Here is a 15,287-nt window from a genome sequence, read left to right as displayed (position 1 = left end):
TTCCTGTCGGTTCATTCCAACTATATATCGGCATCTCTACGCCATCTATCATTACCTTGCCTTGATTATTATAGTTCCCTTCAAACCCTGTTCCGCTCATCTTTACCGTATATCCTAGATATCCTTCACTTGTAGTCACATAAGCCGAATTCTCATCTTTTCTTACTTCAATCTTTGTCACTGACGGTGTTTGTGGACCTGGCGTCGCGGTAAATGTCACATCTTTTCCATTGCTGTAGGGAGGAGCGTCATCGTACGCGGAAACTTTTACTGTATATGTCCCTGATGCTCCAAGATCAGGTACAACAATGTTTTTTATAGCATCATTTCCAGAAATATCGCCATTGTCTGCAGTCCTTACAAAACCGTTCGACATCTCCACAAGGCCTACTTTTGTTCCAGTTGCATCCCAGAAAGTGATATCAACAGTATTCGTAGGGTCTCCAAAACCAACTCCACTCACATCCATAGTATCCCCTGCTTTTACAGAGCTTTTTGAAACACTATATATTTTAGGATGTATATTAAATATAAGATCAGCTTTATTGCCAAAACGATTTATCAATTCTATTGTGGCGCTCCCTGGAGATATATAAAAAACCTGAGACGGCCCGTCTTGAGGCTGGATAGTAATAACTCTTGGCACCCCAAACTCTATAAGTTTGTTCTCCCAGGCATATATATAATCAGAAGGAAGATCAACAATATCCCCATTACTAAGGTTTAAAACAATTCTAGATCCAGGTGAAGTATCAAATCCATTTCCCTCGACTGAAACTGTGCTATAAACATAGCCGTACGCGCTATCTAATGATTGAGTGACATATTTATTATTCCAAGTATCATCTTTTACCTGTATTGAGCTAATAGCCGGAACAGGAATCGCCAAAACATTAAATAAATTTTCATCATTTTTACTTACACTGACAAGAGATCCAACCTCTGCCGAGACTGAATATAAACCAACAGGAAGATCAGAAGGGAGTTTTACTGTTATAAAATCTTTTGCTCCCCGCCCATCCATAGAATTTCCAATTCCTCGGTTGACTGTAACTGTTCCAAGGTTAACTCCGCCAAAATATAACTTTGTAATAGACCCCGCATCCACTGAAACCAAAGCTTCCCCACTAATAGTAACAGTTGTTAGCCCGGGATAACCATTTTTGGGATTTACATAATTTATCGTCGGTTTTATAGTTAAATTAGCGCTGTTAGAAACATCCCCGTTAGCGGTAACTTTTATCTCGTGAACTCCGGCATTAATATATTTAACCCCGTCAATAGTAGTTACACTGCGCGGAATGCCAACAACAATTTCCGTGTCATTCCAAGAATAGACTTGATATCCCTGATTTCCCGGATCGGAAGGATTAAGGGGATCACCCAAAACATCAGGTATCATCAAACCGTTTATAGTAATATTGTTAGACGCAGTAGCGCGTGATCCGTCAGCAACAGCGCCAAAACTTTCTCCTGATATTTTCACCGTATCATAAATAACTACCCCATCAGTAACATCTTTAAAGCTTTCTATGTCAGGATTAGGATTGGTATCAACCTGAAAATTTTCTATAATAGGAACAGACTTTGGCAAAATATTAAACTGCATACTGTTACTTACCTGGCTGTTTCTATCTACTTCTATAGTATATATACCAGTTTTTGATGCAAATACAGCTTCATCAAGTATCACATTTATTATGTCGTTATCCGAATCTCTTGAGGTTACAACAACATCCATAAATTCATTGCCAAGCGTATCATTCAAAAATTTGACTACATCACCATCCCCGGCATCTCCCAAAGCATATCCCTTTATCGAAAAAGACCCCCCCACTGCAGCAGCCTGTTTTGAAAGAGATGAAATTTTTGGCCTTACAGTAAATGAAGCATTAATCGGTTCGCCATAAGCGTTTATAATAGATAATTTGTCACCGGCATCAACATAATCGGTCACTATATTCCTTGGAACGGCAACTGATATCTCATTTTTGTTCGCATCCCACCAGACATTCTTGTTAGGCTCAAGAATTATATTTCCGATTTTTACAGTCCCCTCCTCCCCAAAAGCCTCTCCTGTAATTTTAAGACTGCTGTAAACATACCCATAGGCAGCTTCATTTCCAGAAAATTGTAAAGGGGTAGAACCAAACAGATCATCAGCAACCTGAATTTGTGATACAACAGGCGCAACAATATTAAAATCTACTTTATTGCTAAAGACCCCTTCCCCTTCAACAGAAACACTATAAGAAGCAGGAGGTAAATCAGGAGCATTAAAAGTAAGGGTTTCAGTAACATCAGATCCATCAACATCGGCAGGTGTCTCTCCTGCTCTTGCTATAACACCATTTCCAATTAAACTGTCGCCAAAATGTACAACCTGACTTAAAGAGAGACTTTCCAGCGCCGTCCCTACCAATACAACAGAACTCCCTTTATGAGCAGTCGCGTCATCAGGAAGATATCTGTCAATAGTAGGTCTGATTTTTATAGAACTTGTAGCTGTAATATCACCGGCTGTTACAACAACAACATTATTTCCCGATTTAATATAATCATTCCCTGCTTTGTGCGGTATGCCAAGTTTTATCTCATTGTCATTCCATGAATAAATCTGATAACCTGTATTATTAACATCATCATCTCTTATTTTAATACCATTAAATGTAACATTATAAGAAGCAGTATCCCCTGCGCCATCTCCCGGGGACCCAAAACCTGACCCCTTAATTTTTATATTGTCGTTAACAGCAACCGAATCCTGAGGCCCTAAATCCTTCCATGTGTCATAAACAGGATGAGGATCAGTATCAACAGCAAACCCTGTGATTTTTGGGTTGACCAATGTAAAAGTCTGGTTATCGTTGCTGTAAATGCCGTCAAAATCTTCAGAAGCAATTCTAACATTATAAGTATTAATTAAAAGATTCGGAACATCAGCATGAATCTTGCCACCTTCCAAAACACCAGCGACTGAAGCCGCAATATTCCCGTCTATTAAAAAGTCAATTGAATTAATCAAAGTCGAATCATTAAAACCTGTCCCTGAAATATATATTCGTGTGCCAGGAAGCCCTGAAGCAGGAGATATTCCATTATTATCAATTTTTGGGTGTATATCAAAAGGGATTGTAAGGCTGCCAAAAGTATTTGTTATGGTTATTCCAGGATGTCCCATAACAGCAGTCGATGGAATCGAAAAAGATATTTGTGTTCCATCGGTTGCCCAGTAAACTTCCTCACTTGGAATAGTTCTTGTGCCAAGTTTAACTGTTCCCGCACTCCCAAAATTGTTGCCTTTAATTATAATCGCGTCAGAATCATATCCCCAAGTCTGCTCCTTATATTCGTTTGAATCCGCCAGTTTATTACCGTTGCTATCATAATCTATATCCCAGACTTTTACTGAGGTATAAGTAGGCTGTGGAATAGGAAGAACTTCAAAAGTTACAGGCAGATTGTATTGCCCGTCACCAAGAGGCGCTCCAGCATAGTTTATGGAAGTATCTACATTATTAACCTTTACCTTCACTCTACCGTTTACCACGCCACTTGGCACAGTACATGTTATATGCCCGTTATCCCAATATGAAGTCTGCGCGGTTGCATTACTGTTAAAAATAACAGAGCTTGTCCCTTTAGTCGCGCCAAAACCGGCCCCATAAATATCTACCTGTTGTCCAGGATATCCGAATCTATTCATGTCGGTTACAACAGGCCCGACATTAAAACTGTAAATAGCCCCTTCAACACCAAATGATTTAACAACTAGTTGAAACTGCTGGGGATATACGGCAGATTTATCCTTAAACTCTTCCGGCATAACAAATGAAAGTTCACTATCCTGCCAATTGGAGATAACATGCTCCTCTCCGTCATTGTACTGACCATCAGAATTTTCATCAATATATGCAGGTAATATATAATCTTTTGTAGCTGTTCTGAAGATTACCTGATAATCTGTGCCATTATAGGAAAAAGGACTGGAAAGAGAGCCAAACCCTGTCCCTTTTATTTTTATAGCGTCATAAATATACCCTATATTTGTTGAAGCGTTATATTCTGTAAAATTCTCAACATTAGGGTCTCTGTTTTTATCAATTTCTATTGTAGAAATAGTAGCATTTGGTTTTTTAAACGGTTCTGAATATGTATAAGGGCTCCACCAGCTCACACCATCATACATTCTGATTCTCAAATTATAGTAGACTCCTGCGGATAAAGTCGCCAACGAAGTCGTAGTGTTAGGAGTAAACCCTTCTAATGATGTCCAAGTAGAACTCCCTGATTGTTTATAATAAATTTCATATTTATAATTACCGGCAGGACTATCATCATAACCGTGAGCCCATTGAGCCACCCCTGCATAATTATCAAGATTATCTCCGCTTACAGAATTAGGATGTACTATAGAAGGAGCTTCGGGAACTTTATTCACTAAAGCCCCTGAAGCATCCCTATATCCTGTATAAGATGAAAACATAGCATTGTACATGGCGCTAGCAGGTTCAGAACATGTAAACCACAAATAAGAACCGTCAGGTACTACAGAGAGTCCATCCGCGGGAAAAGTGACGAAAGGCAACGTAAAGCTTCCGTCAATAGCAGAATTGTATGTCCAGTTAGATAAATTTCTGGGGGTCCCATCGCTATTTACTGTAGATATTCTATAAACTATATTTGTCCCTGAACTGTTTCTATGTGTTGCGTATATGTACAAACCATTCACGGACAACCCTAAAATCTCTCCATGTACATTGTTTGGATCCTGATAATTCCCGTTTTCTAAAGAGAGAGCAGACCCGCTAAAATTATTAGTAACATTAAACATTACAATGTCTCTAAATGAGCCTGAGGTCTGATCAACCCGCACGTACAAAGTCTTACTGTCAGGAGAAAAAACAACATGTGTCGGATAATTAATGATAGAACCATAAGTAAGACTTCTATTATATTGATAAGAAATAGTCCCGTCAGCAGAATGTACTATGTTATATATATAGACAGCAGATCCTGATCCATCTGAAGTATAAGCCTGCTTATTTGTAACGGCAAGCATTGTATTGTCAGGACTTATTGCTATCCCGAAAAGATACGTAGCGCTTACACCCTTAACATCCGGATTCTGATCAACTGAAATAGAAGAAATTATCTGGTTTGTTTTGGTATCTATAATCTTTACACCTTTAAATGCCTGATCCAAAACATAAAGTCTCTTGCCATCAGAAGACATCGCCATCTGAGTCGGAGCAACAAACGTAGTGCCGTTTATCGTCCCTTTAAGTGTTCCCGTAGGACCGAACATCTTTACATTACCATTGGTTGCCAAAGCATAAAGAGTATTTCCATCAAGGCTTAACGCCATTGCAGATATAACTCCACCACCCAACTGACCGGAAGTTATCTGTCCAATCTTATTATTTACAGGGTTAAAACTTGATCCTCCCGATATGTCATAAATATTTATAGCCGCATTCACATTGTCGGGAGAATATAAATATTTCCCTCCTAACTGAGAATTATGAGAAAGAACAGAATTGACAGGCCACTCTATCCCTGCTGCATATGTTGCTACAGAAACAAAGAAAAATAAAATAAAAATTACAACCCGTAAAAAACCAATTAATCTCTTCATAAGTTCATGTACCCCCAATCTATTGTTGCTTTTCACAAACTCCTTCTTCTTCTCTCTGCTCAACTTCAACCATTATTCCATTAACTGAAACATTTAAAGAAAACCCTTTAGGGGCATTCTTAGCCAATTCCAATCTAATGGATCCGTCAATTATTGTATAGTCAGAACCTTCCGCGCTATCTAAAAGAGCAGAATCAAATATAAATGAAATGCCTTGTGTCCCTTTTTCAATTTTGCCTTTTACTTCTTGTATTCTGCCTGTCTCACTATTTCTTAAAGTAAGCTCGTAATTAAGAGGGACAACAATTGTTGCGATGCTTTCAGGGTTGATAACTCCGTTATTTACAAGCACCCCGGTTAATCCCTTATCTTCATTTCCATAATAGATATCTTTGGAAGTATATTTAGGATCTTTAGTATAAGAATAAATATGCGCAGCTACTTCTGTATGACTATCTTCTGACAGAAGAACCCCTTTATCATCTGTTTTATAATAAGCATTAAAAGTATCTTCAGTATTTATATCATTTTCATTGATATCAAAGGGACCAACAATATTGCCATTTTCCAAGGCATATCGCATAACAATAAAGGCTGCCTGTATCTGATCTTGCGAAAAACTATATTGTTCACTTGGCAGAGAAAAATCTTCAAAATCACCCGTAAATTTTGTTGTTATTTCATCTGTTCCGTCATTGCTAATATATCCTTCTTCAATCAAAGCCGAATAAATAGCTCCGCCATCTTTTTTTAAAACATCAGCTAAATCTTCTCCAAGAAGCACGGTATCCGGATTCGTAAAATCATCTACTGAAACAAACCCCTTTATATAATAGTAAGCAGTAACAATCATTTCGTTTTCTATTTTTGATCCAAAAACTACAAAGTGAATTCCTCCGTTATCTGCAGATAGCTTGAATACATTGGAATTAAAAATACCAAGCTCTGGAGCAGTTACTTGTATTGGTCTATATGTAGCATTGCCGCTGCCATCGAGCGATGTTAAAACAGGATAGCCATCAACCATTAAAGGAATAGCTGCAGGATACGCCCCGGAAATATAAGTTGGCTTTTCATCTCCATCTTGGAGAACAAAAGGAGAACATTGCCCTAAATCATCTAGGTTGTTATCGTCAACCGCAGTATTACAACTTGTAAAAGGCCCTCCATCTTCCTTCACATAAAAATCTCCGTCTTTATTAAAGCCGACATATCCATCATGAAGTCCGATTGAAATTCCGCCATTGACTTTGACACTCCCCCACCCGCTGCCATCATTTCTTATTTTCGAAACTATTTCAAAACGAAAAGGGATTTCAGCCACTCCTTTAGTGCTTAATTCCGAAGACAAACCTCCGGTTATTGTATTTCCTTTCCCATCTGTAATATCGGGATTAAACATTAAACAGCTTGGAGCTTGAGATGTACAACTAGGAACTACTCCTGCAGCGGGAATAAACATATATTGTATTACAGCGCCAACTCCATCCAAAACTTTGCCGGACAAAGATTTATCTGCCTCTGCTTTTGCAGGAGGCTTCTTTCCTGTCTTTGCTCCGTTTCTATCTGGTTTTTCGGCCTGTTTCGGATCAACAGGTACAATATGTCCCATTAACATTCGACTAGCGCTAATCGATTCCGTCATATTTATATCTCCCCCTTCTGAAACAATAAACTACTTAATATTATAAACTTTCCTATATATCGTTAAAAACCAACTTAAATTTCATAATATTCTTAGTATCTACCACTCACAAATCAATCGACATGACAAACATAAAACTTGCATATGTTTTTCTTATAATTAAAGCAAAAATTTCACTCAATTTTCAATTTGGCGGAATTACCTGATTTTACTGGTGATATCCATTTTTAATCACATTTTTATGCCACAACCGAGTATTGAGTTCAGAAAATGTTTCGAAGGAACATTAACCCCGATTATTCACCCAGATTATGATAATCGGGGTTAAAACACAATGTTGCAAAACAGGTAAGTCTGAGGTGGCACTAGCAACAATTTTATAACTTAACCCCGATTATTCATAGACGAACAGAATTCTAGCAGAGTGTTGAAAGTTTCCCCCAGGTATGAACCCTGATTCCCTAATCGGGGTTAATTATAAGAAATTACTTAACGGCTGTGAAGAGAAGGGTTCTATAATAAATTGACTTTTTTCCGTCTGACACTAAGGGACTGTTGCAAAATGGTCATTCCCGTGAAAACGGGAATCTATTTCTCAGAAAACAACCCCGATTTATAATCGGGGTTAAGATGGATCTCCGCTTTCGCGGGGATGACAAATCGCAAAAACTGTCATTACGCAACAGTCCCACTAAAACAATTCAGCCTGTTCGCTAACAAGCTTTTTAGCGGCTTTTACAAACCCGGCAAAAATGGGGTGGGGTTTATTGGGACGGGATTTAAATTCGGGGTGATATTGCGTAGCCAAAAAAAACGGATGTTTTGGAAGTTCTATTACTTCAACCAAATTTAATTTCTCATAAATTCCCGAAAAGACTAAACCATTTTCTTCCAGTTTGGATCTAAATTTATTGTTAAATTCATAACGATGCCGATGTCTCTCTTGAACAACATCTTTTCCTTCATATAAAGCAGAAAGAAGTGTATCATTTTTTATCTTACATGGATACGCGCCAAGCCTCATTGTCCCACCTTTTTCTGAAACACCAACTTGCTCTTCCATTAAATCTATGACAGGATTTTTAGTTTCATTATTAAATTCAGAAGAATTCGCATCTTTTAAACCGCAAACATTTCTCGCAAATTCAATAACAGCCGTTTGCATTCCCAAACATAAGCCCAAATATGGAATTTTATTTTCTCTTGCATATTTTATCGCTTTAATTTTTCCTTCCACCCCTCGAATGCCAAACCCTCCGGGAACAAGGATCCCATGTACATCATTCAAAAATACATCAATATCTTGGGCAGCCTCAATATATTCCGCATTAACAAGCTTAATTTCGATCTCACTGTTATTTACAATCCCGCCATGTTTTAAAGACTCAACAATACTAATATAAGAGTCCCTAAGATCCGTATATTTTCCGACAATTGCGATTTTTACTTTGTGCTTAAGATCTTTTACGGATTCAACCATGCTCTCCCATTCAGAAGTTTCAAAACCCGAAGATTCCAAGTCTAAATATTTAACAACTATCTCATCTAGCCGTTCTTTTTCTAAGGCCAGAGGAACTTCATAAAGAGAGCCTATATCAGCAAGGCCAATAACCGCGTCACGCGCCACATCGCAAAAAAGAGAGATTTTATCTTTTAAGTCTTGGATTAAAGGTTCTCGAGATCTGCAAATAATAATATCCGGATGAATACCGATCGCGCGAAGCTCTTTTACAGAATGTTGCGTAGGTTTTGTCTTAAATTCTTGAGTTGTATCAAGATAAGGAACAAGTGTTACATGAATATTGACACAATTATCACGACCTACCTCTTTTCTAAACTGCCTTATCGCTTCAAGAAAAGGCAATCCTTCTATATCACCGACGGTCCCTCCTATTTCACAAATTACAACATCAAAGTCTTGGTTTTTTGTAACAAGTTTAATTCGCTCCTTAATTTCATTTGTTATATGAGGAACAACTTGAACCGTTCCGCCAAGGTAATCACCACGCCTCTCTTTTAAAAGGACCGACCAGTAAACCATTCCGGCTGTCACATTATTTGCTTTACCCAAATTAACATCGATAAACCTTTCATAATGCCCAAGATCCAAATCTGTTTCCGCCCCATCTTCCGTAACAAAAACTTCCCCATGTTGATATGGATTCATTGTGCCAGGATCCACGTTAATGTAAGGATCAAGTTTTTGAATTGTAACAGAAATGCCTCGAGATTTTAACAGCCTGCCAAGGGACGCAGCCGTTATCCCCTTTCCAAGAGAAGAAACAACTCCTCCTGTTACAAAAATATATTTTGGTTGTTTTTGGTTATTCATAATTGCAATGAAGAATGACTTAATTAAAAATGACTAATGTATTGTACTTATTCTGTTTTCATTAGTCATAAAGTCATTTTTAATTCTTCATTTATAGTTATCCCCCTACAATATTATCCTCAATTTTGTTTAATTTTTTCACAATTTTAAGCCTCGTAACACGTCTCTTTAAAACCCTTTCCACGCTTATCTTTAAATTTTCATATTCAATAAAATCGCCAACAGCCGGCATTTTGCCAAGAAAGGAAAGGAGAAACCCCGAAATAGTATCATAATCTTCAGAAATTGGAATATCCAGTTTGAGTTCAAAATTCAATTCTTCTATAGGCATTTTACCTGCCACAACATAAGTATTTTCATCAACCTTTTCAAAAAGTTTTTCTCCCTGCTCAAATTCATCATGAATTTCTCCAACAATCTCTTCTATGATATCTTCCATTGTTACAATTCCTGATGTTATACCATGTTCATCAACAACAATCGCAATATGAGTTCTGTTAATCTGCATTTGGCGCAAGAGCTCATCTATTTTTTTAACTTCAGGAATAAATATTACAACTCTCATATAATCTTTTAATTGCTTCTCAGTCTGACATCCCAAAAGATCTTTGGCATAGATCACACCAATAGTATTATCAAGATTATCCTCATAAACTGGAATTCTTGAATGTCCCGTCTCTCTAAAATATGCTATTGCTTCATTAATGTTTAGGCTGCTTTTAATAGCTTTAATATCAGGGCGGGGAGTCATAACTTCTTTTACGGTTGTCTCTCCAAAATCAAAAATAGAAGATATCATCTCTCTCTCTTTCTTTTCAATTACACCCTCTTTTTCAGAAGTTGCGATAAGAAATCTTAAATCATCTTCTGTTAAAAAGGGTCCTTTTTCCGATATTTTTCCGCCAAAAAACGAAACAAAAGGTTTTGATATTGCAGTTAAAACAATAGATATAGGAGTTAAAATAATAGAAACGACAAGAAGAGGCAAAGAAAAAAACAAAGCTATCTTATCTGAATTTCTTATGGCTATATTTTTAGGAATTATCTCTCCAAAAACAATTATTAAAAATGTTATAATTCCTGTCGCAAGACCTAAAATCGCTCCAAGATTTTGAATTCCCCTTCTTTCAAAAAATGAAATAATTATTGATGTCGCAAGAACTGAAGCTCCAATGTTTGCGATATTATTACCGATTAAAACAACTGACAAGAGTTTGCTCGGTTCATCTTTAAGTTTTTTAACGCGTGCCGCTCCATAAACTCCTTTTTCCACAAGATGAGAAACTTTTAAGTGCGAAAGAGACGTATAAGCAGTCTCTATAATTGAAAAGAAAGCCGAAAACAAAAAACATATAATTAAAACAAAAAACTCAACAATCATACTCCCATCTCCTTGTGGGTATACCCCAAAACATGCAATGTTCCATGAATTGCAAGCCGTAAAAGTTCTTCTTTTAAAGAAATATTATACTCTTTCGCCTGTCTTTTTGCAGCCGGAACCGAAATATAAACATCTCCCATTATATTTTTTTTATCCCCTAAATTAAATGATAACACATCTGTCGTTTTATTTTTATTTCTATATTTTTTGTTTAATTCTCTAAGCAGTGCGCCATCTCCAAAAGTAATCCCCATCCCCCCCCTCGCCTTATGTTCGCTCAATATCTTACCCACCTTTAAGTTTATTCCCCTAAATGCCTTGTCTGACTCAAATATCTTATCTGTAAAATTAAGAAATATCCTCACCATATCCATACTCCGCTATATTCCCAAGCTCTTTAATTTTAGCTCCCAAAGATATCAATTTATTATCCAAGCCATCATAACCACGAATTATAAATTGATCTATATCTTCAATTAAAGTATCTCCTTCCGCCGCGAGGCCCGCGATCACTAAAGCTGCGCCAGCGCGTAAATCTCTGCTTTTAACCGGAGCCCCTTCCAGTTTTGGAACTCCCGTTATAATAGCGCTTTGCCCTTCAAGCCTTATATTCGCACCCAAACGTCTAAGTTCATGGGCATGCATAAATCTATTTTCAAAAACAGTCTCTGTAACAACAGAAGTACCTGAAGATAAAGTAAGAAGAGCTGAAATTTGAGGCTGAATATCGGTTGGAAACCCGGGATAAGGCAAAGTCTTAATATCAACAGGCTTAATTCCGTCTGGAACAGTAACTCTAATAGTATCTTCTTTTATATCAAAGACTACTCCGGCATCTTTCAGCTTGCTAATTGCCGATTCTATATGCAATGGATTTATTCCTTTAATAACAACATCTCCATGTGTAATCGCCGCCGCAATAATCAAAGTAGCTGCTTCAACCCGATCAGGAATAATCTCATGATTGGCCGCCACTAATGAAGATGTCCCCGAGATCTTGATCTCCTCGGTTCCAGCGCCGTCTATCTTAGCTCCGCATTTCTTCAAGAAATTTACAAGATCGACGATTTCCGGTTCCCGAGCGGCATTCTCTATAATGGTATCGCCCTGCGCAAGTGTCGCGGCCATTATTATGGTTTCAGTCGCCCCAACAGATGGAAAATCCAAGTATATCCTGCTTCCAATTAATTTATCGGCTTTCCCTATAACAAAACCATGCTCCATTGAAATTTTTGCACCCAAAGCTTCCAAGCCCTTAAGGTGTATGTTTACCGGGCGGGAACCAATCGCGCATCCTCCGGGAAGAGGGATCCTTGCCCGTCCCGTTTTTGCCAAAAGAGGCCCTATTATAAAAAAAGACGCGCGCATTTTTGTTACCAGCTCGTAAGGAGCAACGTGTTTTAATCCGCCATTTACCCAAGTATGAACTGTGTTTGGATATGAGTATTCCGCACGAATACCCAAAGATCTTAAAACTCTAATCATTGTTTGTATGTCCAAAAGATTTGGAACATTAGTAATTATACATTCACCTTTAGTCAAAATAGTTGCGGCAAGGATAGGGAGCGCGGCATTTTTGGCCCCTGAAACCAGGACATCCCCTTTCAATTTATTTCCGCCTCTAAGTAAAATTCTTCTCATTTATAGTGAAATTCTTTCTCCATAATATTTTTAAACCCAAGATAATGCAATATGACAGAAATAATTCTTTTTGCAGCTTTGCCATCTCCATATGGATTGACAACTTTTTGCATTTTCTTATAGTCACTTTTTTTAGAAAGAAGTCTGCCCGCTTCTTTAAAAATTTTATCGGCGTCAACTCCTATAAGTTTAACAGTCCCTGCTTTTATAGCTTCCGGACGCTCTGTCTTTTCGCGCAAAACAAGAACAGGTTTTCCCAAGGAAGGAGCCTCTTCCTGAATACCTCCAGAATCAGTCAAAATCAAATAAGATGCTTTCATAAGATGAACAAACGGCTCATAATCCATAGGCTCAATAACTAATACATTTGAAACATTCCCTAAAACTTCATTTACTGCGCTACGAACCATGGGATTTTTATGGACAGGCAAAACAACCTGTATTATATCAAAATATTTTTCTGCTAGTCGCCTTATCCCTTCACAAATACATCTAAGAGGCATGCCAAATGATTCTCTTCTATGAGTTGTCACCAAAATTATTTTTTTGTTGACATCTAATTTCAAGCCAGATTCAAACAAATTAAGTTTTTTATTCGCCACGAACAATAAAGCGTCTATCACAGTATTTCCGGAACAATATATATTCTTTTTTTGAATATTTTCATTTAGCAAATGATTAACAGATGTTTTTGTGGGAGCAAAATGCAAATCACTAACAACAGAAATCAGCCGGCGGTTAATTTCTTCCGGATAAGGTTTAAATTTATCAAAGGTTCTAAGCCCTGCCTCAATATGCCCTAAAGTAATTTTATGGTAAAAAGAGGACAACGCCGCAGCAAAAGCAGTGCTTGTATCCCCTTGAACTAAAAGCATATCAGGTTTCTCCCTATCCAAAACAATTTCAAGGCCACTTAATGTTTTGCTGACAATCTGCTGAAGAGATTGAGATTTCTGCATAATATCCAAGTCATAATCTGCTTTAAGATTGAAAATACGCATAACCTGTGCAAGCATCTCTTTATGCTGTCCGGTAGAAACAACAACAGGTTCAATCTTATCCTGATGCTTTTTCATTTCAAGAAGAAGGGGCGCCATTTTTATGGCCTCTGGCCTTGTTCCAAAAACCAACATTATCTTCTTTTTAGACATTAATAAACAATCCTTTTTGTGCTGACATAATTATCGGAACAATCAATGTTTCAATGCCATAAGCAGAGCTCCAATACTCAACAAAAAACATGCAACATAGATCGATAGAACAGCCTCTCTCTGGGTAAATCCTGCCCGTAAAAGCATATGATGAATATGTCCTTTGTCCGGCGCAAACGGGCTTTTTCTTTCACTCAAACGCCTCCCAATGGCAAACATTGTATCAAATATCGGAACTCCTAAAATTAACAAAGGGATAATTAAGGCAACAACAAGTGTAGTTTTAAAAACACCCATAATAGACGAAGTTGCAAGTAAAAATCCTAAAAAATAACTGCCTGAATCCCCTAAAAATATTCTGGCAGGGAAAAAATTATATTTTAAAAATCCTAAAGCCGCGCCAGCAAGAGATAAAAGAATTAAAGCCGCGCCTATTTCATGAGTGCGCAATGCAACAAAAAAAAGGGTCATTGCAGATATAGTTGTTACCCCGGCAGCTAAACCATCTAATCCATCTATTAAATTCACAGCATTTGTCACTCCAGTCAGCCAAATAAGAGTCAAGGGAATTGATATAAAACCAATCAAAGGAAAAATCCCGTTAAAAGGATTAGAAATAAAATTTATTTCGATTCCAAAGAATATCACTATTGCCGAGGCCAAAAGTTGAATCAAAAGTTTTATTAAAGAATTAACCCCTTTTACGTCATCAACGATTCCAAGAAAAAACATTATTGTCGCAGAAATAAAAATACCAAGTATTCCCAAATATTTTATATGCATGCCGTTAAACCAGGAAAAAATCAAAGCAAATAAAAGAGCTAAGGCAAACCCAACATATATAGAAATACCACCAAGCCTAGGGACTGGCTCTTTATGAATCTTTCGGGGATCAGGTTTATCTAAAACACCCTTAAATGTAGCAAATTTAATAACTATTGGCGCAACAAAAACAGTTGAAAGGAGAGCTATAAAGAAGGTCCCGATGTATATTAACATACGGGGTTTTATTATATCACAATTTTAGAAATGGAGCAACTGCGCCTGATACAAAATTTCACCACAGAGGCAATCCTGTTGCATTATCCTTATTTCTCACAAGTTCGCCACCCGTAAGCTCTTGAATAAAAAATTCGGCGGCAAAGACCTCTGTGCCAGGCATAAGGTGTCCGCCAAAAGCCTTTCCGTCAAAATCCGCCAGAGTTATGTGGGCATGAACGATGGGCCGATTATCTTTTAAAGAGACATTCCCCATGCACGAAGAAATTTCGAGTTTTTTATCCAGGTTAATTGATGCAACATATTGCTTTTCCTTTTGATCATAATATCCAAGTTTTGCTCGCTTAACCGCCCCTATCAAAGAAAATGTTCCAAGGCGAATATTCTGCTTTATGCAAAATTCCGTAAGAACTTCCAGCAGATCATCTCCACATTCAAATCTTCCAATAAAAACACGGCCAAGTTGAGGCTGTATATGCATAATTAATATTATATTATAG

Annotated in this window: 8 protein-coding genes and 1 pseudogene; all 9 read right to left on the bottom strand. The window is 37.5% G+C overall.

Features of this window, described 5'->3' with window-relative positions; all coding sequences use genetic code 11:
* A pseudogene (locus A2290_07815) lies at positions 1 to 5,638 on the bottom strand (hypothetical protein).
* 19 nt (positions 5,639 to 5,657) lie between these two features.
* Positions 5,658 to 7,256: a hypothetical protein gene (locus A2290_07810; protein ID OGC13762.1), complete on the bottom strand. Its 1,599-nt coding sequence runs from the start codon at positions 7,254 to 7,256 to the stop codon at positions 5,658 to 5,660.
* 718 nt (positions 7,257 to 7,974) lie between these two features.
* Positions 7,975 to 9,615 carry a CTP synthase gene (locus tag A2290_07805; GenBank protein OGC13761.1) on the bottom strand — a complete coding sequence of 547 codons (1,641 nt, stop codon included), beginning with the start codon at positions 9,613 to 9,615 and terminating at the stop codon, positions 7,975 to 7,977.
* 97 nt (positions 9,616 to 9,712) lie between these two features.
* Positions 9,713 to 10,996 carry a hypothetical protein gene (locus A2290_07800; GenBank protein ID OGC13760.1) on the bottom strand — a complete coding sequence of 428 codons (1,284 nt, stop codon included), beginning with the start codon at positions 10,994 to 10,996 and terminating at the stop codon, positions 9,713 to 9,715.
* Positions 10,993 to 11,364, bottom strand: a complete 372-nt coding sequence (locus A2290_07795) for an rRNA maturation RNase YbeY (protein OGC13759.1) — start codon at positions 11,362 to 11,364, stop codon at positions 10,993 to 10,995. Before A2290_07795 ends, A2290_07800 begins: the two co-directional genes overlap by 4 nt.
* Positions 11,345 to 12,637: a UDP-N-acetylglucosamine 1-carboxyvinyltransferase gene (locus tag A2290_07790; protein OGC13758.1), complete on the bottom strand. Its 1,293-nt coding sequence runs from the start codon at positions 12,635 to 12,637 to the stop codon at positions 11,345 to 11,347. Before A2290_07790 ends, A2290_07795 begins: the two co-directional genes overlap by 20 nt.
* Positions 12,634 to 13,788, bottom strand: coding sequence for a UDP-N-acetylglucosamine 2-epimerase (locus A2290_07785; GenBank protein ID OGC13757.1), 1,155 nt, complete (start codon positions 13,786 to 13,788; stop codon positions 12,634 to 12,636). Before A2290_07785 ends, A2290_07790 begins: the two co-directional genes overlap by 4 nt.
* 42 nt (positions 13,789 to 13,830) lie before the next feature.
* Positions 13,831 to 14,787: a hypothetical protein gene (locus A2290_07780; GenBank protein ID OGC13756.1), complete on the bottom strand. Its 957-nt coding sequence runs from the start codon at positions 14,785 to 14,787 to the stop codon at positions 13,831 to 13,833.
* Between the two features lie 58 nt (positions 14,788 to 14,845).
* Positions 14,846 to 15,268, bottom strand: a complete 423-nt coding sequence (locus A2290_07775) for a hypothetical protein (GenBank protein OGC13764.1) — start codon at positions 15,266 to 15,268, stop codon at positions 14,846 to 14,848.
* Between the last annotated feature and the right edge of the window lie 19 nt (positions 15,269 to 15,287).

The sequence above is a fragment of the candidate division WOR-1 bacterium RIFOXYB2_FULL_36_35 genome, from assembly GCA_001771505.1.
Lineage (GTDB): Bacteria > Margulisbacteria > WOR-1 > XYC2-FULL-46-14 > XYC2-FULL-37-10 > XYB2-FULL-36-35.
This window is presented reverse-complemented; position numbering and strand designations above follow the sequence as displayed.